This window comes from Pedobacter gandavensis (assembly GCF_014172405.1).
In the GTDB taxonomy this organism is placed as follows: Bacteria; Bacteroidota; Bacteroidia; order Sphingobacteriales; family Sphingobacteriaceae; genus Pedobacter; species Pedobacter gandavensis.
The window spans coordinates 100,094-124,216 of sequence record NZ_WNXC01000010.1 but is presented as its reverse complement, the minus strand read 5'-3'; the positions used below and the strand labels follow the sequence as shown (position 1 = coordinate 124,216).

18 protein-coding genes are annotated in these 24,123 nt (G+C 40.2%); 6 read left to right on the top strand and 12 right to left on the bottom strand.

Translation table 11 applies throughout. From position 1 onward, the window contains the following. Positions 1–97: 97 nt before the first annotated feature. Together hppD and GM920_RS21750 are read right to left on the bottom strand one after the other, a co-directional pair. Entirely contained in the window at positions 98–1,228 is a 1,131-nt protein-coding gene (hppD, locus tag GM920_RS21755; RefSeq protein ID WP_182961479.1) for a 4-hydroxyphenylpyruvate dioxygenase, read from the bottom strand. Between the two features lie 49 nt (positions 1,229–1,277). Then, positions 1,278–2,444 (bottom strand): homogentisate 1,2-dioxygenase, encoded by a 1,167-nt coding sequence (locus tag GM920_RS21750; RefSeq protein ID WP_182961477.1) that lies wholly within the window; start codon positions 2,442–2,444, stop codon positions 1,278–1,280. 328 nt (positions 2,445–2,772) lie between these two features. Here GM920_RS21750 and GM920_RS21745 point away from each other — a divergent pair, with 328 nt between their 5' ends. After that, positions 2,773–3,771 carry a fumarylacetoacetate hydrolase family protein gene (locus GM920_RS21745; RefSeq protein ID WP_182961475.1) on the top strand — a complete coding sequence of 333 codons (999 nt, stop codon included), beginning with the start codon at positions 2,773–2,775 and terminating at the stop codon, positions 3,769–3,771. Positions 3,772–3,903: 132 nt separating this feature from the next. Next, complete coding sequence (locus GM920_RS21740) at positions 3,904–4,791, top strand: flavin reductase family protein (protein WP_182961473.1); 888 nt, start codon at positions 3,904–3,906, stop codon at positions 4,789–4,791. Between the two features lie 5 nt (positions 4,792–4,796). Here the strand turns inward: GM920_RS21740 and GM920_RS21735 are convergent, their stop codons facing one another. The 10 genes from GM920_RS21735 to adiC all read right to left on the bottom strand — a co-directional run bounded on the left by GM920_RS21735 (position 4,797) and on the right by adiC (position 19,655). Further along, entirely contained in the window at positions 4,797–5,330 is a 534-nt protein-coding gene (locus GM920_RS21735) for a C40 family peptidase (protein ID WP_182961471.1), read from the bottom strand. 62 nt (positions 5,331–5,392) lie between these two features. Next, positions 5,393–6,094 (bottom strand): SDR family NAD(P)-dependent oxidoreductase, encoded by a 702-nt coding sequence (locus GM920_RS21730; RefSeq protein WP_182961469.1) that lies wholly within the window; start codon positions 6,092–6,094, stop codon positions 5,393–5,395. After that, positions 6,095–7,873 (bottom strand): aromatic amino acid hydroxylase, encoded by a 1,779-nt coding sequence (locus GM920_RS21725; RefSeq protein ID WP_182961467.1) that lies wholly within the window; start codon positions 7,871–7,873, stop codon positions 6,095–6,097. Between the two features lie 117 nt (positions 7,874–7,990). Then, the gene (locus tag GM920_RS21720; RefSeq protein WP_182961465.1) at positions 7,991–8,476 is read right to left on the bottom strand and encodes a GtrA family protein; all 486 of its coding nucleotides are present in this window, start codon (positions 8,474–8,476) and stop codon (positions 7,991–7,993) included. Positions 8,477–8,478: 2 nt separating this feature from the next. Next, a complete protein-coding gene (locus tag GM920_RS21715; RefSeq protein WP_182961463.1) occupies positions 8,479–10,410 on the bottom strand; it encodes an LTA synthase family protein in 1,932 nt (643 codons plus the stop codon). 131 nt (positions 10,411–10,541) lie between these two features. Then, a complete protein-coding gene (locus tag GM920_RS21710) occupies positions 10,542–12,065 on the bottom strand; it encodes an FMN-binding glutamate synthase family protein (RefSeq protein ID WP_202986163.1) in 1,524 nt (507 codons plus the stop codon). 321 nt (positions 12,066–12,386) lie between these two features. Continuing rightward, a complete protein-coding gene (locus GM920_RS21705) occupies positions 12,387–13,079 on the bottom strand; it encodes a CAP domain-containing protein (RefSeq protein WP_182961461.1) in 693 nt (230 codons plus the stop codon). Between the two features lie 244 nt (positions 13,080–13,323). Further along, positions 13,324–15,720 carry a TonB-dependent receptor gene (locus tag GM920_RS21700; RefSeq protein ID WP_182961459.1) on the bottom strand — a complete coding sequence of 799 codons (2,397 nt, stop codon included), beginning with the start codon at positions 15,718–15,720 and terminating at the stop codon, positions 13,324–13,326. Between the two features lie 296 nt (positions 15,721–16,016). Continuing rightward, positions 16,017–18,323: an Orn/Lys/Arg family decarboxylase gene (locus GM920_RS21695; protein WP_182961457.1), complete on the bottom strand. Its 2,307-nt coding sequence runs from the start codon at positions 18,321–18,323 to the stop codon at positions 16,017–16,019. Between the two features lie 12 nt (positions 18,324–18,335). After that, complete coding sequence (gene adiC / locus GM920_RS21690) at positions 18,336–19,655, bottom strand: arginine/agmatine antiporter (protein WP_182961455.1); 1,320 nt, start codon at positions 19,653–19,655, stop codon at positions 18,336–18,338. 158 nt (positions 19,656–19,813) lie between these two features. Between adiC and GM920_RS21685 the strand changes: the two genes are divergently transcribed. The 4 genes from GM920_RS21685 (at position 19,814) to GM920_RS21670 (ending at position 24,093) form a co-directional block, all read left to right on the top strand. Next, positions 19,814–20,719 carry a cation diffusion facilitator family transporter gene (locus tag GM920_RS21685; protein ID WP_182961453.1) on the top strand — a complete coding sequence of 302 codons (906 nt, stop codon included), beginning with the start codon at positions 19,814–19,816 and terminating at the stop codon, positions 20,717–20,719. Between the two features lie 31 nt (positions 20,720–20,750). Then, entirely contained in the window at positions 20,751–22,019 is a 1,269-nt protein-coding gene (locus GM920_RS21680) for a DcaP family trimeric outer membrane transporter (RefSeq protein WP_182961451.1), read from the top strand. A 378-nt stretch (positions 22,020–22,397) separates the two neighbouring features. Further along, the gene (locus tag GM920_RS21675) at positions 22,398–22,973 is read left to right on the top strand and encodes a helix-turn-helix domain-containing protein (RefSeq protein WP_182961449.1); all 576 of its coding nucleotides are present in this window, start codon (positions 22,398–22,400) and stop codon (positions 22,971–22,973) included. A 4-nt stretch (positions 22,974–22,977) separates the two neighbouring features. Then, positions 22,978–24,093 (top strand): porin, encoded by a 1,116-nt coding sequence (locus GM920_RS21670; protein WP_182961447.1) that lies wholly within the window; start codon positions 22,978–22,980, stop codon positions 24,091–24,093. Positions 24,094–24,123: the final 30 nt, after the last annotated feature.

Here is a 24,123-nt window from a genome sequence, read left to right as displayed (position 1 = left end):
TTAACTATTTTTTCGTAAATCCCATCTTCTGTAACATAAAAAAGCCAGTACTGTTTCCAGACTGGCTTTCGTTTTATGAATAATAAGCGTCAGTTTTTTATAAGTTACCTCTCAATTCCTGCTCACGTTCCAGGGATTCAAATAAGGCTTTGAAATTGCCGGCACCGAAGGATTGTGCACCTTTTCTTTCAATAATTTCAAAGAATAAAGTCGGACGATCTTCTACCGGTTTCGTGAAAATTTGCAATAGATAACCTTCCTCATCGCAATCTACCAGAATTCCAAGCTCTTTTAGTTGTGCAATCTCCTCGTCGATTTCACCTACACGGTTTGGCATCATGCTGTAATAGGCATCAGGGGGTGCACTTAAAAACTCAACCCCTCGAGCTTTTAATTCCCTTACAGTAGACAAAATATCTTTTGTCGCTACCGCAATGTGTTGCACCCCTTCGCCTTCATAAAATTCTAAATATTCTTCAATCTGTGATTTTTTCTTTCCTTCTGCAGGTTCATTGATAGGGAATTTTGAAAAACCATTCCCATTACTCATTACCTTACTCATCAGAGCTGAGTATTCTGTATTGATTTGTTTATCATCAAAGGATAAGATATTGACAAATCCCATCACGTCTTCGTACCATTGTACGGTCTCATTCATCCTGTTCCAGCCCACGTTACCTACACAATGGTCAATGTATAATAAGCCTGTTTCTGCCGGGGCATAGTCACTTTTCCATTCGCGGTAACCAGGCATGAAAGTACCGGTATAGTTTTTACGCTCCACAAACATGTGGATGGTTTCGCCATAAGTATAAATCCCAGACATTCTTACTTCTCCAAACTCGTCTGTTTTTGTAACAGGCTCCAAATAAGGTTTTGCCCCACGTTTCGTAGTTTCTTCAAATGCACTGTAAGCATCATTTACCCATAAAGCGAGTACTTTTACGCCATCACCATGTTTTTTAACATGTTCTGCAATCGGGCTTTCTGATTTTAAAGCAGTAGTCAGGACTAATCTGATCTTTCCTTGTTTTAAAACGTAGGAAGCACGATCGCGTACACCCGTCTCCGGTCCGGCATAAGCCAATGATTGGAAACCAAACGCTGTTTTGTAATAATGTGCAGCTTGTTTTGCATTACCTACATAGAATTCTATGTAATCCGTTCCATTAATTGGCAGAAAATCTGGCGCTTTAGCGATCTTTTCTGCAAATGTTTGTGTACTCATGATATTTAAATATTTTAAACTCTTAATCTGATTTTCTATTTATGTTCCTTTATTCTACGTTTTCTTGCCAGCTTTTGAAGTAATTTGGATCTTCGATTTGGATGGCATCTTCGGTAAGCATTAAAGGGCGGAATGGATCAATCATAACTGCCAACTCTTCCGTACTTTCTTTGCCGATAGATTTTTCTACCGTTCCAGGATGAGGTCCGTGTGGAATTCCACCTGGATGTAAGGTAATCTGGCCTCTAACTACACTTTTTCTGCTCATAAAATCACCATCAACATAATATAATACCTCGTCACTGTCCACATTGCTATGGTTATATGGCGCAGGAATAGATAAAGGATGATAATCGTATTTTCTTGGAACAAAAGAGCAAATCACGAAATTATGACCTTCAAAAGTCTGATGTACCGGAGGCGGTTGATGTAGACGGCCTGTAATTGGTTCAAAATCATGGATAGAAAATGCCCAAGGATAGTGAAAACCGTCCCAGCCCACAAAATCAAAAGGATGGGTTCCATAAGTGTATGGATACATTAAGCCTTGTTTTTTGATCAGGACCTTGAAATCCCCATACGCATCGATGGTTTCCAAATCCTGAGGACGTCTGATGTCACGTTCACAGTAAGGAGAATGCTCCATTAATTGTCCGTACTCATTTCTATAACGTTTTGGAGAACGAATAGGACTGAAACTCTCGATGATAAAAAGTCTGTTTTTCTCATCGTCGAATTCCATTTGGTAAATCGTACCACGAGGCACAACCAGGTAGTCGCCATAAGCAAAACGGATCTTTCCAAACCCTGTTTTTAGCGTTCCAGTACCTTCATGGATAAAGATGACTTCATCTGCCTGACTATTCTTATAGAAATAGTCGGTCATAGATTTTCTTGGTGCCGCCAAAGAGATATGTAAATCACTGTTTACGAGCACAGGTTTTCTGCTTTTCAGGTAGTCATCTTCCGGTTTAACATTAAATCCGATCAGACTGGTATGACGCAAGTGCTTTTCGCGCGCAATCTTTGGCTCCACAGAGTAAGGCTCACCCAGTTCTTTTACAATGGTTGGCGGGTGACAATGATAAACGAGTGAGTATAAGCTGGAAAACCCTTCAGTAGAAACTAATTCTTCTGCATATAAATTGCCATCTGGCTTTCTAAAAACGGTATGACGTTTCGCAGGAATTGTTCCTAAGGTATGATAAATAGGCATAACAGTAGGTTAATTTGGTTAGAATTATATGTATATTAATAACAGTAAAACGTAGAAAACGTTTTATTTTAACAGCAAGGGAAAGCTATATGGAATATTGAGCAAAAATAATCTTGGAAAGCATCGCATACCTGAATGCAGCCAATGCTTGTTTGGCCACTTGATTATGATATGTGAGGTTTAAGATCATTTTGTTTGCGGAGCTAAATTAAGTAATAATTATAGTAACGAACAAACAATCATCGCGATTTAATGTAGATAAATTATATTTAACCATTGAAGCTGTATTTTTATATAGCTTTGAACAAACTGACAAAAAACTGAGCATATGAAGCTGGTATCCTATAAAACAGAAGACAGAGAACACCTGGGTGTTTTTGTAAACGGACATATTTATAACCTGAACTCTTGCGACAAATTGTTGCCTGATGAGATGAACGAATTCCTACGTGGTGGTGTCGATCTTATGGATCGCGCTAAAAAGGTAGATGCACAGATTAAATCTGGTGAAATCGAACCTAAAGAAGAGGCTTTCTATGAATTATTGGCACCAGTACCGCATCCAACATCATGTAGAGATGGTTACGCTTTTCGTCAGCATGTGGCTGCCGCACGTAGAAACCGTAAGGTAGATATGATTGCAGAATTTGATCAGTATCCAATTTTCTATTTTACGAACCACAATGCCATTCAGGGACCTGGCGATATCGAATGTATGCCTGATCATTTCCAAAAGCTGGATTTTGAACTGGAAGTTGCAATTGTGATCGGTACAAAAGGACGTAACATCACTGCCGCAGAGGCTGACAATTATATTGCCGGTTATATGGTGATGAATGATATGAGCGCAAGAACCCTGCAAATGGAAGAAATGCTGCTGAATTTAGGACCTGCAAAAGGAAAAGATTTCTCTACCGTTATCGGCCCATGGTTGGTTACACCGGATGAGTTGGAAGAATACCTATGTGCGCCTAAACCTGGGCATACCGGAAAAGCTTACAACCTAAAAATGACTTGTACTGTAAACGGAATAGAAGTATCGGCTGGAAATATGGCTGATATGGATTGGACTTTTGCAGAAATCATTGAGCGTTGTGCCTATGGTGTAGATATTTTGCCTGGTGATGTTATTGGTTCTGGTACGGTAGGTACAGGCTGTTTTCTGGAACTCAATGGTACTGGATTATTAAATAATCCTGATTTTAAACCGCAATGGCTACAAGAGGGTGATGTGGTCGAAATGGAGATCACCGGTCTTGGACACTTAAGCAATAGCATTATAAAAGCGGATAGCGATTTCTCTATTCTTGCTTTGAAAAAGAAATAAATGAAATCTCTCCGGTAAGCGCTGTGATGACCTTACCGGAGTATCTCTTTCCCTCCTGGATTAAAATTCAGTAAGCCCTTTTTTTAACTACAATTAGGCATTAACTTTGACCTTAAATAAGCTCAAACCTATATGCTGACTATCGATGTAACCACAATTTCTTCTGTTCAATTGCAAAACTATCTGCAGTATGCTATTGCACCCAGACCCATCTGTTTTGCAAGTACCATAGATCAGGAGGGGAACATCAACCTTAGCCCTTTTAGCTTTTTCAATATGTTCAGTACAAATCCGCCAATGTGTATCTTTTCTCCATCGAGAAGGGTGAGGGATGGTAGTACTAAACATACCTTGGAAAATGTGCTGGAAGTGAAAGAATGCGTCATCAATATTGTAAATTATCCGATGGTGCAGCAAATGAGCTTGGCTAGTACAGAATATGTGAAGGGGATTAATGAGTTTGAGAAGGCAGGTTTTACCATGTTTCCTTCCGAGTTAGTTAAACCACCGAGAGTGGCAGAAGCACCGGTCCAAATGGAATGCCTGGTTAAAGAGATCATTCATTTGGGAGATCAACCTGGGGCAGGAAACCTGATTCTGGCAGAAATAAAGCTAATCCACATTAAGGAAGAAATTCTGGATGCTGATGGGAAAATCGACCAGGAAAAGATTGATCTTGTGGCCCGTTTGGGTGGTGATTGGTATTGCCGAGTTACGCCAGAAAGCCTGTTTAAAGTAGCTAAACCCTTAACCACACTGGGGATTGGTGTTGACGCTTTACCTAAAGCAGTTAGAAATTCTTATGTGCTTTCAGGGAATGACCTGGGTAGATTGGGAAATATAGAGCAGCTTCCTTCAGCGGATGAGGTAGATGAAATGCAACGCAATAGCCAGGTGAAAGAAGTTTTAGACGCTACTATTGGCGATGCAAATAACCGGGAGCGTGAACTTCATGAATTGGCAAAGCAGTTTCTGGCAGAAGGAAATGTATTGGATGCTTTAAAAGTGGTATTGCTGTAATTTTCTTATAAAATACTAACCACTTTCATAAACCTTTTCTTATAGAAACCTTCGTTTAAGCTGGTAATGGTTACCCCTTTTGCAGCACCTGAAGAAGAATGAATAAACTTGATCTCGTCTCCATCTACTGCAGAAATAATCCCTACATGGCCAACGCGACGAACGCGACTGTTCGTGCCGGTAAAGATGATCACATCTCCAACCTGTGCATCAGCAAGCTTCTTATCCTGACCCTTTGTTGCAAAATCTCTGGAAGAGCGAGGGGCATTAATGCCAAAATTTCTAAATACATAATTTACAAATCCAGAGCAGTCAAAACCAATTTTAGGATTGCTGGAAGCATATCGGTAACGCGTGCCAATCATTGACTTTGCAAAAGATAGCAAATTACTCGGTTGAAATTTACTGGCAGGAAGTGCCGGTAGGTTTTCCATCAGCTTGAAAACCATATCCTGATAAGGAATAGGTGTCAATGCTTGGGACTTTGCCACAAACGTACTCATGGATAAAAACAGGACAATTAGGATGCTTTTCTTCATAGGGATTGGGCTAAAGATAATAAAACTATCTTTAGCCTAAAATAATGTTGGTAAGTAATTGATTAAGGGGTGGTTACTGCTACTGGGAGCACTTTTCCATTAAAGAACTTGTGTCCGGTCTTGGCAAAGTCGGCCACATATTTTCCCATTTCAAATGCCATAACCGGCGATTCATAACCAGGGAATGCCAATTCTAACATCTCTGTTTGCGCAGAACCTAATGCCAGACAGTTCACCTTAATTCCAGTTTCAGCCAATTCAAAAGCAAGGCATTCTGTTAAAGTATGTAGTGCAGACTTGCTGGAAGAGTAAGCTGAAAGGCCAGGGAACTTTACGCTACCTTGAAAACCACCCATACTACCAATATTTACAATATGACTACCTGCAGTCATCAAAGGCAATAAATTCTGAATCATATTAAAATGACCCAAAACATTGCTTTCAAACATCTGATACATATCATCCTTACTGGTTTCTAGGAAAGGCTTGTTGATTAAAGCACCTGCATTGTTGATCAAAATATCTATAGTGCCTAGTCTCTCCTTTAAAAAAGGAAGTAATACAGCATAATCATCATGTACAATATCAAATTCTACCGGAAGCAACACGCAATCCGGATTAATACTTCTGGCAATCTCCAGCAGTTTACGCAGTTTGTCCGCCGAACGGGCAATACATACAATTTTGTTCTCTTTGTAATTTGTGAACTCTAATGCAGCTTCAAAACCAATCCCACTGCTTGCACCTGTTAATACTATATTCATTTAATCCTGTTCTGTAATCAATTGACTTACCGGATTTTCAATCACATGTAAGCCATCGGTAATTAATTTATAATGGTCTGGCTCATTTGCCGCCTTTAGTTCCAGATAGATACGTATTTCTTTCTCCAATTCCGGATCTAGATTTTTGTGGTAAAGGATTTCGAGAATCTCTAAAGCGCCCAACCAATCGTAACGATGCGCTGTTTTTAAAGCTTCAAACAGTGCAATTACCTGCTCATAATTTCTCTTATCTTCTCTGATCGAGCGAATTTCTTTGTAAATCGCATGGAGTTGCTGCGTTTTCTCGTCGTAAGTTACTTTATGCGTTTGCTTGTCACTGATGTGCGTGATCTCTTCGTAAGCTTCTTTATCAGCCGCACCATTAAATACAGATACGATTTTCTCTCCAACTGCCATATCATAAGTACCCCATTCCGGTTGGAAAAGTACATTTCCATTGCCTTCTTTTACAGTACAGTCTTCAAAAACAATCAGGATGTTTTTACCATGATGTTGTATAATCTCCTTGACTAAACCATTCAGCTGAATACCACTATCGAAAGTCACATCTGCTCTGCTGCCCTCTGCAATACCTTGTTCCTGCAATTCGGCTAAAGTGAGGTCTTCTAACACCAAGCCGTTTAAGCGACCTACAGGAGAAGAGAAACCATCTTTATGGTAGAACTTACTATGACCTTCCAGTTGTTTTGAATCTACTGCCAGTGCAGAAGGACCAGTTGTTTTGATAAAAGTAAGCTCATCAGCAGTATTTAATCCCATGTCTGTAAAGACACCAGTTACCTGTAATCCAGAACTGTACACTGCCGTTGCCGGGTTTTTACATTCAATTGCTTTGACTACACTTTCTGCACCACCACGTCTGAACGCCATCGTATCAGCAAACTGCTCTAATACATCTATTAGGTTCTGGAAATTTTCAGTCACAAATAGTTGTGGTTGTGGTTTGGTGATGTCATACGAATAATTGATCGTATCTATGTTGTACCATAGTTTGGTCACCTCCGCTTTCATGCAGCTGGAACTTTCACCAATAGAAGAAAGTAAGCCTGCACCATATATTTTCGGATTTTCTAAAGTACCAATCAAGCCATATTCTACAGTCCACCAGTGCAAACGACCTAATAAGGACATTTCTGATGGCTCACCCATATTTTCTGAAACCACTTGTAAGTGTTTCTCTGCTTTTGCGATTTCCTGTTCCGGGGCATTTGCTGCTTCTTTTAAAATACTCAGGTTGCGAATGGCCTCGTACAATTCAAAATCTTTTGAAGAGAACATGGCTTTGGCGCCAATGGAGCCAAAATAGCTCAGGTAATTGTTATAATCGGTATCTGCAATAATCGGGGCATGCCCGGCCGACTCGTGGATAATATCCGGAGCTGGTGTATATTCAATATGGTTAATCTGACGAATGTCTGCTGCAATCACCAATACCCGGTAAGCCTGGTATTCCATGAATGCTGCCGGTGGAATAAATCCATCTACAGTAACGGCACCCCAGCCAATTTTGCCAAGATTGTCGTTCATCGTCTGTAAATTCGGGATGTGTTCTATACTTAAACCTGCGCGTTGCAAGCCTTTGATGTAAGGATAGTAGGCCACTTGTTTCAGGTAGCTATAGTTTTGGCGCATTACATAGCGCCAAACTGCCTGATCGATTGGCGTATATTTTTCGTAATGCTGCTCAACAATAAATTGTCTTAAATGCTGCGGAAGCTTAGCTACTTGCGGATTGTTAAAGTCATTAAAATCGCTCATTACGTGTTATGTGTTATCTGAAGGGCAATATAAGGAAATCTATTTCTTCTCCTCTACAAAACACGCCTTGATTTATGAAAAATAACGGAATCTAGACATTTCTCCAGAACATAACGCTTACTTCTTTACCTTAAAGGAGAAGTGCTTCTGAGAAAAATAACTGAATATAGCCAACAGAAAGGAAATGATGATTTTGGAAACTGTAGGGTAGAAACCAAAGGACTCTATCAGTACTTTTAGCAAAGCATAGCTGATTAGAATATTGGTGGCTACCACAGATCCATATCTGAATAATTGAATCCGACCCTTTAAAGTAGATTTGGTGAAAACCAGGTATTTGTTCAAGGTAAAACCGATGATAAATGTAGCGACAGTTTCCATGGCAAAGGCCGCAATTGGTGCGGTAATGAGCTTTGGTAGAAAAGGAATGTCAAGGTGAACATCCTGCTGTTTTAACACCCAGTTATACGCAATGTAGTAAAACACAATTCCAGCTACAAAAGTTGTACCTCCAGAAGCAATGTACCTGAACGTATGTAAGGAAATGTATTTTGAAAAAGGAGGATAGAAAAAGTCTATGAGCTTTAACAAAGCTTTGCGCATGCTTATTTTTTATAGGTTAACTGGTTTGCGATCATTCTGTTATTGTACTGCTGTCTGAAGGCTTTCAACTTCTTTTCCATGGCTGCAGCAACTTCAGGTTCTTCCGCTAAAATGTTGTGCTGTGTCAGGCGGTCTTTTTTCAGGTTATACAGCGCCAGGTTATCTTTACCATCGTTCACCAAATAGTAATCACCCATATAAAAGTTAAAAGAGCCATCGTTATTGTTCACGACAAAATTATCAGTTTTCTCGTCAAATGCATCAAATCCCATCGAGAAGTATGGTTTATCATAATGCAAGTAGTTCAACACGGTAGGCATGATGTCCATTTGTTGTACCAATTTATCTGACAATCCTTTTAAGGAACCATCCGGGCGATAAAAGATAATAGGGATAGAAAAATATCCTGGTGTATTTTGGTATTCCGGATGATAAGATACGGTAGCATGATCAGCACAAAGTACAAACAAGGTGTTTTTGAACCATGGCATGCTGGATGCTGTTTTAAAGAAATTGCGCAAGGCCATGTCTGTATAGCCCAATGGCTCTTGTACTGGCAGCGGTCCTTTAGGGAATTTACCAACATACTCCTCAGGAATCCGGAAAGGGTGGTGAGAAGATAAAGTGAACACACTGGCAAAGAAAGGCTGCTTTAAAGTATTGATCGTTTGTGCCGTGTATTGTAAAAATGGATCGTCCCAGATACCCCAGGTGCCGTCTGAATCACCTGTCTTTTGGTATTCATTTTGGCCAAAATATTTTTTTACGCCTGCAAGGTTTGTATAAGAAGAGAAGCCCATAGAGCCATTTGGCGCACCATGGAAAAAGGCAGTTTCGTAACCTTCATCGCCTAGAATTTTAGCAATACTGGTGGTTTTATTGCTCGAATAAATCGACAATACAAAAGGTTCATTGATAGAAGGGATTCCGGTAATGACCGAAGGTAAGGCATCGATAGATTTTCTGCCATTGGCAAAGCTCCTTTTAAAAGTATAGCTTTCGCCTACTAAAGAGTCTAGAAAAGGCGTGTAGCCCTTATATTTACCACCATCAAGGTCTTTGTTCAAGCTGCCAATATGTTCTTTCCCTAAACTTTCTACGATGATCACCATCACATTTAACTTGTTAAATTTTCCGGTGTCTTTAGGAAGGTGGATCGGATTGTAAATGGAGTTTAACGTCTGCTCATCATAGTAATTAAGCGGCTTTAATTTGGAGGCTTTTAAGGTTCTGATGATGGCGAAAGGTGTATTTAAGACCAAACTCATTTGATCGGGCGTATCTACAAATTCACCAGCATTACTTAAAGTGATTGGCCTGGTACCAAATCCCCATCCGCCACGCACACCAGTGATGCACATTAAAGCGATTACTAGCATCAATACGGTATGTAAAAGATATATCGGCCAGGTAAAGCGGACTGTCTTTTTAACCTGGATCAGTTGATACAATTTGATGAACAGCCAAATGAATACCGCTAGCAATACCAATAAATACCAATAGTCTTTCAAGAAGTCGCCAAAGAGTTTTAGCTTGTTTTGTTCATTACTAAATTGGCTGAAAACCGTTGCTGTTGTTCGTTTAAGCGTAAATTTATAGTAAACAAAATCAATCAGGTTGGCTACAATTCCTAAGCTGTTGCTAATGATGAACCACCATTTGAAAAACCTTTGATACCCTTCATTATAACGGAAAGGGAAAGGAATGACATGGGCAAGGATGTAAATGGAATTGATGTAGATTAAAGCGGAAACATCAAATTTTAGTCCACCCCAAAGGATATACAAGTACTTGGGAAATGTAATGTTTTGGAATAGATCCTGATTGAAAAGGTAGAATCCGATTCTACATAAGGTATATAGTAATAATAATATCAGAAGGCGATAGGCCAGAACCAGATAAAGGTTAAGACCTGTAGTGTCTTTTATTTTCAATTCTTGAATATTTGCTCCAAAGCTAAGTATTGATAATGATTTATTAATGGTAAATTAATCAAAAGGGCTATCTCCTTATCGAAGACAGCCCTTTTTGATCATTGTTAGCTATTTCTCTATAATATCATGCTCTAGGAAAAATAGATGTCTTTAAAGTTCAACGTTTTCGTAGTGTCAATTCTTCTATTGAAACGTTCTGGTTTAATCTCATTTAAGGTGTCAAAACCACAAGCTTCCATCAGCTCTATTGTGGCATGAACGGTGTTTTTATGGAAGTTGGCTACGCGATGTTTTTTATCGGTCACGTCAATTCCCTTGAATAAACTTTTGTCTTGTGTAGCGATACCTACAGGGCATTTACCACTGTCGCATTTTAGCGCTTGAATACAACCTAAAGCCATCATCATACCCCTGGCACTATAGCAGGCATCTGCACCTAAAGCAACCACACGCATAATGTCAAAACCAGTAATGATTTTTCCTGAAGCCAGGATTTTAATGTCTTTTCTTAGTCCGTACTTTTTCAACGTGATGTTTACAAAAGCAAGGGCGTCTAATAAAGGCATCCCTACATAATCTGTATATTCTAGTGGCGCCGCACCCGTTCCACCTTCCGCACCATCAATGGTAATGAAATCCGGAGATATTTTAGTGGATACCATGGCTTCACAGATGTCAATAAACTCCTCTTTACTTCCGATACAAAGTTTAAAGCCGATTGGTTTACCACCGGAAAGCTCACGTAATTGTTTGATAAAGTGCATTAATCCTGTTGCATCAGAGAACGTGCTGTGTGCAGGTGGCGAAAGGATGGTTGTTCCAGCCACTACATTTCTGATTTCGGCAATCTCTGGTGTATTTTTGGCTGCTGGTAGAATACCGCCATGACCAGGTTTAGCACCTTGAGATAACTTCAGCTCAATCATTTTCACGTATTCTCTTTTTGAGTTCTTTTGGAATAAGGCACCATCGAATTTACCTTCTGCATCTCTACAACCAAAATAACCGGTACCTACTTGCCAGATCAGGTCGCCACCACCTTTAACGTGGTAAGGACTGATTCCACCTTCGCCGGTGTTGTGTGCAAATTTATTCAGATTGGCACCGTTACTCAGCGACTGAATCGCCGTTTTACTCAATGCTCCAAAACTCATCGCACCAATATTCAGAATACTCAAGTCGTAGGGTTGTAAGCAGACTGAACCACCAACTTTAACCCTTAAGTCCATATTGGCAATACGTTTCGGGTAAATACTGTGTGATACCCATTCATAACCTTCCTGGTAAGGGTCTACCTGCATCCCGAAGGCTACAGTTTCTCTTTCATTTTTTGCTCTTTGGTAAACAATAGAGCGCTGGCGACGGTTGAAAGGCTTACCATCTAATTCTGATTCAAAGAAGTACTGGCGCATTTCCGGTCTGATGGATTCAAAGAAATAACGTAAGCGGCCAATTACTGGATAATTTCGGAGCACGGCGTGCTTAGACTGAAAACGGTCGTAAGCCAATGCCGTAACCAGGATAATGGGTAATGCAATTAATAAATGGAAAGCGGATTTTTGATAAAACGCGTTCACGATTAAAGCGATAATGCCAAGTAAGGCGATCCAAAGAAATACTGTTCCAAGTATGGAACGAAATCCTTTTTGTTTCATAAGGTGGTAAATAAATTAGAATGAACATCCTGAAAGGGATATGATTTTTGAATCTAATCCTTCAAAATGAATTTTAAATAATGATTTTTCGAATAGAATAGGCCCCTGAATCGAGAATCTTAAGGTGAAGGACTCGGGGCTAAGAGAATAAAATCTCTGCAGGTACTCTGGAAAGCGAAGCCGAAAGCGTAGTTCTCCCGCTCATATCGCGCGAAGCGCCTATATGCGGTGTTGTACTTATCCTCAGTCGTTTTCATTGGCGCAAAGCTCGGCACCTTTTTCCTCAATTCAAAGTAATTCGACGTTATTTAATTGTAAATATTAATCTGGGAGGGATACAAAGTCGATAACGGCACAATAACGGTACCTTGGATGAGGTTGTATACTCAAGCCCACGGTGTTGAGTTCTGCGGATTTGTTTAAGATCAATTTGCGGTGCCCAAGGTCTGGAACACCTCTGTCCAACAGTAACATACAGACGTTTTCTAATCCTGTATTGAAACCGAAAGCAATACATTCTCCATTGGATTTCTTCGGGTATGCAGTGCTAATCCGTTGGTTTAGTGTACGTCCGTCTTTGGAGGTATGACCTGCATAATTATTTCTGTTTAAGTCTTTTGCATGGCCTTTTGCAATGTTTGTGAGCGCCTGGTCTGGCCAAAATACCGGAAAATTCGCCACTTGTTCCAGATCTCGTCTTAAACTGCGGTAATAACTGTCATTTCTGCTCAGCTTTAATTCATTGTAATTTCCATATTGTTTCACCTTCATATTGTAGGCGTCTAAAAAATCCTGGAAATAGGTGTCAAAAAATCTGGCACCATCCATTCTGGCCAGATTCATATAAATGACCATATCTTTTTCTTCGGCGGTCAGGTAGTTGGCATTACCCGCTGTATTGGCCATTCTCAGCTCTTCTTTTGTCCAGCTGTCATCTGGAGAAGCAATAGTTAACTTGGGAGCAGGAGTAGTAAAAGGGAGTGCTAGTAAGAGCGCAAGGGCAATGATCTTCATCTTATCTTTCTTTTATTCAAGGATCTTTTGTAATTCTGTTGATCTCTTTTGCTGGCTTTAACGCAAAATACAGGCCATTTGATATGAGATTTCTGTTATTTCTTTTTAGATACCATGGAAAAGATGGTTCATACTAATGCGCTGGAATAGGACTCTAAAGGTAGTCTGCTGGTAATCAGTTCCAAAACAAAAAAAGAGTTGCCTGAAAAGACAACTCTTTTTTTTAAGTATATATGATAGCGACTTAGAATCTGTAGCTAACTGTAGTCATAAATTGTCTTGGTGGAATTGGGTTGATGCTATAGTTCTCATGAACATAGTAGTTTAACGTATTTCCAATATTTGAAACTTTACCTAGGATAGATAGCTTTTTAAAGCTATAACCTGCTGTGAAATCAAATGTAGTGAAACCTTTAACCGGAATCAATCGTGAACCAGTAGCACTAGCTAAGTCTGCTGGTGTATTGTTCCATCCTGCATAACGTTTTCCAGTGTAAAATCCTGAAGCACCTAATTTAAGTCCTTTTATTGCGCCTTCGCTGAAGGTATAGAATAATGTTCCATTTGCAGTGTGTGCGGTATTACCAACTAAACGTTCGCCTACGATATTACCGGTAGGAAGTCCGGATGTTTTGGTATAGCGCATAAAGTTATAACTATAACCGGCAAGGAAATTTAATCCTTCTACAATTGTTCCTGATAAATCTACCTCCACACCATCACTCGTCGTTTGTCCTGCAAATTCTTTAAATACCGTTGATCCTGCTACACTTTGTACAAAGTCATGGTTAATGATTTTATATACGGAAACGTTTGCTGTCATCTTTCCATTAAACAAGTCATTTTTTACACCCACTTCATATTGATCAATGATGGATGCCTTAAGATTTGCTCCATTGATATCTATGCCATTGTTTGGTGCAAAGTTGTTGGAGTAACTTGCAAATAGGGAAGTCGTTTTGTAAGGTTGGTAAACAAGACCAACTCTTGGAGAGAAAGCCTGATCATATCTGGATTTAACTGTAGGAGACTTAACCGTTTCACCTGTAGCTACAGTATATACATCTGGAGCAGCAATAGCTTGGTAAGAATAACGTAAACCGGCAAGTACTTTCACTTTTTCAGACACCGCAATTAAATCCTGGAAATAAGCACCTACGCGATCTGTTGGTGTTTTTGTAGAACCAGTGATGTTGGTTGCCGGCATATCTGTACGTGGCGTAAACTTGCTCGGGTCAAGTGTATTGATTCTATCATAAACCGCTGAGGTATTTAAGTCAAATTGGTTCACTAAGTTCAGGTATCTATCACCGTCAACACCAACTAATAAAGTATGTTTAATGGTACCTGTTTTGAAGAAACCATTTAAGTTAACTTGGCCAGTGTAATAGTCTTCCGCAGTTTTTGAACGGGTTAACTTACGATCCAGATCGCCATTGTCAGCTGCCTGAATTCTTTCTGAAGAAAAGTAGTTTCTGTTAAAAGACTGGTAAGATCCTACTGCGTTTAACTTCCAGTTGTCATTGAACTGGTGATTTAATTCCGCAGAAGCAGTTCCTTGTTTACCTTTATTATAAGCCCATGCAGTATTAAAGAATGCAGAACGAGGAATGTTAGTAGGGATTTTTCCGCCTACAGAGCCAATTCCAAAGTCAGGAGTCAGGTCATAGTCTAAATAATCACCCTGTACTAAAAGGCTTGTTTTTTTGCTGATGTTGTATAGTAAAGATGGGTTTACGTAAACACGGTCAGATTTTACAGAGTTTCTGTAACTTCTCGCATTCTCATAAGTGCCAATTACACGGAAAGCAAGATCTTTTGTGATCGGACCGTAGATGTCACCAGTAGGTTTATATAGGTCATAGCTACCGGCACGCATAGATACTTCACCGCCATATTCAAATTTTGGTTTTTTAGTTACCATATTGACAATTGCACCACTGCTCACATTTCCGTAAAGCAATGCGGCACTACCTTTCAATACTTCTACACTTTCTAATGTACTGGCTTCTGGTAGGGCACCTGAATTTGATCTTGCACCATTCTTAAAGTAATTGTTCGCACCAAGGCTGTAACCACGGGCAAAGAAATTATCTCCTGTAGTTCCTCTGGTAGAACCTAATGCAATACCGTTTACATTTTTTAATACATCACTTAGACGGTTCGCCTGCTGATCTCTGATGACTTCTTTACCAATTACCGTAACACTTTGTGGAAGATCCATCGGTTTAATGGCAATTTTACCTGCACTTACTGGTTTAAGGTTTTCAGATTTATAAGAGGAGATCACCACTTCATCTAAATCAGCAGCGCTTTCTGGAAGCGTAAAGTCTACTGTAGCGGTTTGGCCCTCTATCACCGTAACCTTTTGAGATTGTATTTTTAAACCTACATAAGAACACTTAACTGTATATGTTCCGCCTTTTAGGTTGTTGAATCTGAAAGTACCATCTTCATTTGATAATGATTTTTTACCATTTTCTACGATTTGTAAGTTCACAAAAGCCGCAGGTTTGCCATCACTAGTAGTTACCTTTCCAGTAATTGCGCCTCTTACAGGTGCTGATGCCAGTTGGGCAAATGTAGTATTGGTGAATAAGGTAAGTAGTGTAATACTTAATAAAATGTAAAGTCTCTTCATAGTCTTTATTTAGATTAATTCTAACGAGCCGCAAATGTAAGTGCTGATCCTGACAAGTGCAAGAATTATTTAGATTAATTGTAAATAGCCTGATTTGGAAGAGAAAACAGGCTTGGCGTCATTAAGAATAAGGCTTTCAGCGCAAGTAAATAAGGCCTAAATGGGTTTTAGAGCTGAAATATAAAAATATTTTCAGTCGGATATAATAATCCGGATAGATGAGCGTCTATATATATGAGAGCGTTAATTTAAACGGGGAGGTTTCGGAGGAAACTTCCCCGTTTTACTTTATAAGCTTATTTTAAACACCAAACATGGTAAGTGTTGTCTTTCATTTCGGACCCTTCCACCACCTTTTCAAATCCAGGGAATTTTATTCCCCATTCTTGTAGGCTGCGGATGTAGCTTAACCAAGGCCCATCAGCCGGACCGAAGTTTTCGCCTGGCATAATGATTGGAATCCCAGGAGGATAAGGAATAACCCCAACTGCAGAAGTTCTGCCTGCCAATTTATCCAGTGGCAATAACTCCACCTCACCCGACATTAGTTTTTGGAAACCAACTCTTGGAGTTGTTATCGGTTTTGGCAACTGACTAAATGCTGCAGTTTGCCATTTATCAATGTTACTTTCTCTCATGTTATGGAACATCTCATCAGCAAGGTCTTTTAATCCCATTTTTCCATAACGATCAGGATAGTTCGCAGGAAGGTCAGGAATAGTAGCCGTTAATGGCGCATTCTCATCATAAAATCTTTTGAATTCTAAAAGCGCATTGATCAATGTACCCCATTTTCCCTTGGTATTTCCTACAGAGAACAGGCAAAGTACCATAAAATCAGTGGTTCTGGAAGGGATAATACCTTTAGCATACAAGAAGGATGACAATACCGCTGCAGGAATTCCCCAAGTACTCAATTTACCATCGTCTTCCATTCCAGGGCATAATATCCCTGCTTTTATCGGATCAAGCATACACCAGTTTTCTGTCATATGATCGAAACCGTGCCAGGCATCTCCAGGTTTTAATACCCAACAATTCGGATCATGACTCAGCAATTCTTTTGGCGCATCCGCAAAATCTATTTGCTTTCCAGTGGCCGGATCGGTTACTGTTGGTGCATTCCAGGAACCAAAGAACCAGTCCTTTTTCTTGTGGAAAGCACGTTGGGTACGTGCCAATGCCTGGCGGAAATCTACGGCCTCATCAATTACATCCTGAATCAGGATTTCTCCCTGTGGCCCATCCATCATCGCTGCACCAATTTCATTAGAAGCGATAATTGCATACAAGGGAGAAGTGGTGCACTGTAAAAGGTAAGATTCGTTAAATCGACTATGTTCAATTGGCTTTCTGCCATTCCGCACATGAATGTAAGAAGATTGAGACAGCGCGGCCAGTAATTTATGCGTAGAATGCGTTACAAATATCGTAGGAGCATCTTTTGGATGATCTTCCGCTTTACCACGTAAGCCAAACCGATCTTTGTATAATGGGTTGAAACGTGCATAAGCATACCAGGCCTCATCTAAGTGGATCTGGTCTACAGTAGGGGAGAGTATATGCTCAAGTTCTTTAGAATTGTAACACATCCCGTCGTAAGTGCTGTTCGTAATCACGGCATAAACGGGTCTATCCTGAACCGCTAAATCTTTAAGCGCATGGTTTTCTATTTTTGATTTGATCACTTCCGGAGAAAACTCTTTCGCCGGAATCGGACCAATGATTCCAAATCGGTTACGGGTAGGGATAAAGAAGACTGGAATCGCGCTCGTCATCGTCAGCGATTGTTCTATGGATTTATGACAATTTCGATCACATAACGCATACTGTCCATCTCCAACTGCGGCCACAAATACCGCTCTGTTAGAACCTGATGTTCCATTCAGCATGTTATAACTCAAATGTGAGCCAAATACCTTCGCCACATAAGCTTCTGATTCTTTTACCGGCCCTTCATGGTCTAGTAAGGAGCCAAGTGGTGTTCTTTCAATGCCCGTATCCGTGCGGAAAAGATTCTCTCCAAAATAATCAAAAAACACCCTTCCTACCGGAGATTTTGTAAAGGCAATCCCACCTTGGTGCCCTGGAGCAGCCCAGGAATATTCTGCAGAATTTTCCGTGTAATTGATTAAGGCTTTAGTAAATGGAGGGAGTAAGTTTTCAAAATAATGATGAATCGCAATCTCAATCCTTCCACCAAGGAAAGAAGCGGTGTCTTCCAGCATCCAGATAAATTCACTGGCAAGGCTCATGGATTCTATGGTGAAGGAGTGCTGATCGCCTTTCTCTGCCAATAAAAATACGGGTACACTGGCATTTCTCTTTCTAATTTCGCTCAATAATGCGGTGCCTTGCTGATGCGTAGCTTCGTCATTATCACCTAAAGTCCAGTCTAGCAATACACAGCTGATTGCTGCGTCAGAGATAATCACCGATAAAGCATCGTCATAAGAAATTGCCTCAATGACCTCAAAATTTCGGTCATTCAGTTCATTTACCAATGCGCGTACGGCTCTTCCATTGGCTGTATTTAGAATCAGAAGTTCATCATCGATGATCAGAACTTTTCTTTTGTTGAGTTTATTGATACGTTGAATCATAGGTTTATTTATTTAATTAGAATCAAGTGGATAGGCGCCTTTGTGGGTACGGTTATAATTGAAAGCGTAAAGCGCAGTTGTGATCAGTACAGAAACGAAAGCACCCAATACCGTGGTAGAATCTGAACTTACCACAGACCAGATACAGTATAAGAAGGCAATACCAATTACACCAATGTAAGTGGTCCGCTTATCTCCCAGGTTTCCATGACCGATCAGCATCAATGCCGCACAAGTATATATATAGGGGATTACGGTAAAGATCACCGTGATCGAAGAAACTACACCGAATTGTTTTGCCGCATTTGGTGAAATGGTGGTCAATTGTAAGATGGTCATCAGTACGCCCACAATGATTAAACCGGTAACAGGAATCCCATCCTTATTTACTTTAGCAAATATTTTTGGAAACAATCCGTCATCTGCTGCGGCCTTCGCTGTTTGTCCGGCAACCAATGTCCAGCCGCCAACAGAACCTAAACAGCCCAACATTGCGCAGAATGCCACAACAGCTCCTGCAGTTTTCCCTAAAGCCATCGCTACAGCATCGCCGAAAGGAGAGGAGGAAACTTGCAATTCTGCATTGGGAATCATGCCCATAATGGCTGTGCTCGATAATATATAAGATACCGCCGCAATTAATACTCCGCCAACAGTGGCTATGGGTACATTTTTTTTAGGGTTTTCGACTACGCCCGCAACTACTGAAGCGGTTTCCACCCCAATAAACGCCCATAACGTAATGTTCAGCACACTTTGTACGGCACTTAGCGAGTCTTTTCCACTTACATTCCAGGCTTCCATATAGGTACTGCTTTTAAACCAGAACCAACCAAATACAGCTACACCTATAATGGGAATCAAGGCTAAAACCGTGGTAAATGCTTGTACTTTGGTCATTAACCGAGGTCCAGAGATGTTGATGAGCACAAATGCCCATAAAATAGCAATAGAGCAAATTGTCGCAGGAATCGGTTCTTTTAAGAAAGGAAAGAAGAAGCTGAGATAGCCTACACCAACCACCACAATCGCAATATTACCTACCCATGCAGCTACCCAGTACAACATATTGGTCTGGTAACCTAGAAAAGGACCAAAAGCCCTTCTTGCATAGGCATAAGAACCACCCGGACTACGGTCTATCGAAGAGATCTTCGCATATACTATAGATAGTGCAATCGCACCAACAATGGTGACCAGCCAACCGTAAATGGCAATACCACCGGTAGCGGCCAGATTTGCAGGCAACAGGAATACTCCAGAGCCCATGATGTTTCCCGCAACCATCAGCATTACAGGGATTAAACCAACTTTCTTATTGTTTTCTGCCATAATATTTAAGGATTTAGATAGACCTCAATAACAAAGCTATAGTTCCCCTTCAACAAATAGGAGTAAGCTGAACTGCAATGCGTTCCACTTTAGAATGTGGAACAGAGTAGCGCAGGTAGGGCTGGCGTTTTTGTGTAATTTGAGGAATTAAATCTATTATGGCCCTGACTGAGAATCGACTGATTAAGCTATCTATTTATCTAACAGCTGTTTTTGCTTTTTTTAGCATTTGTTTTGGCTTGTTCACGGATGCCAAGGCCATTATCTTTGATGGCCTTTTCAGCCTGATTGGGATGGTCTTATCCATTGCCTCCATATTTGCGCTGCGCTTTATCAGAAAACCCGAAGATCAGGTACTTCCCTATGGTAGGGCACATTTTGAACCTTTTATCATTCTAATCCAGTGCCTCGTCATCATTTTTCTCTGTCTCTATTCCTTAATTACAGCAACGCTGGATTTTATGCATGGCGGTAGAATCGTGGATTTGAATGTGGCCATTGTCTTTTTAATCTTTTCTACACTCGGATCTCTAGTCATCTGGTTGTATTTCAGGAAACAAGCTGTTCGGGTGTCTTCTGAATTTGTGCGTATAGAAGCGTTGGAATGGCAAATGGGCACTTTTTTAAGCATCGCTATTTTAGTAGGCATGCTGATTGCTTTTGTCCTTGATTGGCTGGGTTTCCATGCTGTTGTTCCTTTTGTGGATCCTACACTGGTGATTCTGGCCTCTTTAATTTTTCTGGTAGAGCCAATTAAAACAGGAATCAGGAACCTGAAAGAGCTGCTCTTGTTTGCCCCTGAAGATGATGTAGAAATCACCACCAAAGCACTGGTTCAGGAGATTGTGGTCAATAAGAACTTTTTAGAGGTCAAAAGTCATATCGCCAAAACAGGGAAATACCACCTGATAGAAATTGACTTTCTTTTACCGGAAGGTTATCCACTCCGTTCAGTAGACGAGCTTGATTTAATTCGGGCAGAGGTATACGATGGGATTAAAAATAAAAACAATAACCTATGGCTCACCATTTCTTTTACCGCACAAAGAAAATGGATGCTTTAATGAACTATATAATACTATCAAAACTGATCAAATGATGCGACTTCTCCCGAAACTGACACTTGCTTTTTTACTTCTTCAAATGCTGGCGATTACTGCTTTTGCACAAAAGGATTCCATCACCCGCAAACGCCTCGATAGTTTGGAAGCCAAATTAAATTACATCGATATCCGGTTAAAGAAAAATGCCTCCCCACCAAGAACACAAACCAGGAGTGCGGTAGAATCCGGCAGATACACCGGAGTCGTGATGGCCGATGATGAGAGTGTAGCCTTACAGATTGGCGGCTTCATCCAGACAGATGCCATCCATGATTTTCACAATAACAATAGCCCTTTAGGCTTTTTATCCTCAGGAATCACGATTCCAAATGATAAAAAAAGCAATACCACCTATAGTGTTGCGGCCAGTCGTTTTAACCTCAGCGGACAGATTCCCATCGAAGGGAAGGCTTTGAGGACGGTGTTGGAGTTTGATCTTTTCAACAGCTCTTTTAGTCCGAACTTAAGAATGGCCTATGCCGAATATGGAAAAGTACTGGTAGGTATGTATTGGTCCAACTTTATGGACGTAGATGCTTATCCGAATACCCTGGATTATAATGGTCCCAATTCCATGACCTCCGGGCGTCAGGTGCAATTCCGTTTAACTTTACCGGTTAGCAAAACCACAGATGTGGTATTGGCATTGGAAGATCCAGTGAGCTTTCTTACCCTGCCAGATGAATCTGGATTTCAGGCACTAAAGCAAGTACCTGATATTACCGGCAGTATTCAGTACAGTAAGAACGGAAGTCACTTGCGTTTTTCTTCGGTTTTGCACCCTATTGTCTATGAAAATACAGCCCAGAAAAGGAAAAGCAAGATCGGATATGGCATCAGTGCCAGTGGTGTTTTGCAGCAACCTGGAAATAAGGATAATTTCGTGTTTCAGGCTACTTATGGGAAGGGAATCAGTAAATACATTAACGATATTGGTCCGGATAATTATGATGGGGTCTATAATCCGGTTACTGATAACCTGGAAGTATTGGCTGTTTGGGGGCTTTCCGCTTCCTACGATCATTGGTGGGCTGATAAATTTAGTTCTACTGCTGGATGGGGGTATTTGAATCTGGAAAATAAAGGAGTGTCTGTAAATCAGAACTTTAAATCTTCTAATTATGGAATATTCAATTTGATTTATTATCCAAATAGTTTTATAAAAGGAGGTGTTGAATATTTATATGGCACCAGAAAGAACCTAAACGGCGATTCTGCCAATAATAGTCGCATTCAGCTGACCATGCAATTCCGATTTTAGTGATTCATTAGCTTAGTAATTTGTTAAGAAATTAAATGTCTCCCATCTTTTGTCTTCATCAAAGATGGGAGACTTTACATAGAATTAATTTGATAATAATCCTCTAAATAGGTAATTATTTATTTTAAAATAAATAAAACCTTTTCCCCCCAAGACTGTACTATATTAAACCTGTATCTCTAAAATATAGAATTTTTGGATACAGTTGTAGAGATATAAGTTGTGAAATTATTAATTGCTTAGCGGAAAAAACTTACAAAATCCATTACCTATGGAAAAACATACTCCTCATGCTAACAGGTATCTCCGTCCGGGATAATTTTCCTGTTACTCCAAAAAACATCCTATCTATCTATTGAAATACTAAATGCTCATTACATGGTACATTTTTCCCCGCAAATCGATGATAACGCGTTTGTAAGCGCCGCTTATCTGCTCTTTTTCGTTCCACATGTCGTAAAACACCCCATTTTCCGATTTATAAATACCTTAAAGAAGAAACTTTCTATTGAACCTCAGTTGGAGGAATCTCCGTTGGAGCAGTCTCATGAGGAGTTGATAAAAAAAGACCCTTGTCAGGGGCAATTGCTGTATACTAAAGATAAGCGTACAGCCTATCTTAAAACCTTAGAAACGATCCTTGCCGATCAACAACCTTACCTGACAAAAGGCTATTCTATCAAAGACCTTGCAGAAGATACAGGTATCCCTGCACATCATCTTTCTTGCTTGATTAACAAGGAGTACCAGTTAAATTTCCAGAATTTTATTAACTTTCAGAGAGTGGAATATGTGAAGTCACAGATCCACCAGGAAGAATGGAAACAGCTGTCTTTAGAAGGCATGGCTTGGCAGGCAGGATTTACCTCCAGAACCACTTTTTTCAGGGCCTTTATTAAAAACACCGGTAAAGCGCCTTCGTATTATTTAGGTGATGCTCATCATAAGGTCTAATTTAATGAAGTTTAAAATTCTAACGTTTTTATCAATGCTGTGTACGCCGGTTTTATTAAAGGCGCAAGGTGTGGAAATTCCCGTGTCTTCGAAGACCAAGTTAACCTTGTCAGGAATGTTGCAAAGTCAGTTTAATTACTCGCTGGACGATGATGTAGACATTAAAGGTTTACACCATTCCGGGGATGAGCATTTTGCGCACAATTCCTTTTCCGTAAAAAGAGCAAGGGTACAACTCAATGCAGCAATCAATGACCGCATCAATGCGGTGATTCTGGTCAACTTCGGTGATTTTACCGGGAACCCGCAAAATAAGGTATTAGAAAACGCATACATTAAATATAGCGTCAATGATTATGTGAACTTCCAATTCGGACAGTTCCGACCGCAATTTGGGCAAGAAGATAATTATCCGGTAGACTTTGTCAAATCGATTGATTTTTCTAATCAGTACTATTTGTTTGGAGCGAATAGCTGGCAAAGTTTCCAGATCGGTGCCAGTTTCTCCGGGCAGATTAAAGACATCGCCATTCCCATTCAATATTCAGTAGGTGTTTTCAACGGAAATAATAGAAATCAAGTCAGTGATAATGACGATGGTAAGATTTTCCCTGCCAGGGTGGTCCTTGGTTTAAGCAAAAACACCCATCTGGGCGCTAGTGGCGGAGTTGGAAAAAACTTAGGGCAGAAAATTTGGGCTTATGGCGTAGATATAGATTATACCAAAAAGCTGAACGAAAGGTGGGGTATGAGTTTTGTTTCTGAATACAAACAAGGGATCAACAGTCAGGAGTTTTTTGGTCAGGAGACACCCGCAATTCCCATCAGTAAATATGCCATGAGGGGGATTTATGTATTGCCAAATGTATGCTATAGTTTTAAAAACACCCGGCTAAAAGATCTCGAATTTGCTTTTCGCTATGAATATCTGGACGCTGATTTCAGACTAGCTGGAAATTCCAGAGAGACCTACATTCCAATGCTCAGCGCTTCTTTTGCCGAGGCTTATGCGATTCGCGTACAAGTTGGACTACAAATGGATCGCTACGAAAGAAATATACCGAACACCACACAATACAATACCAACCGGGTGATCTGTCAGGTGCAAGCCCGTTTTTAAGCATGACAAGCGTATTTTAATATAGTATAA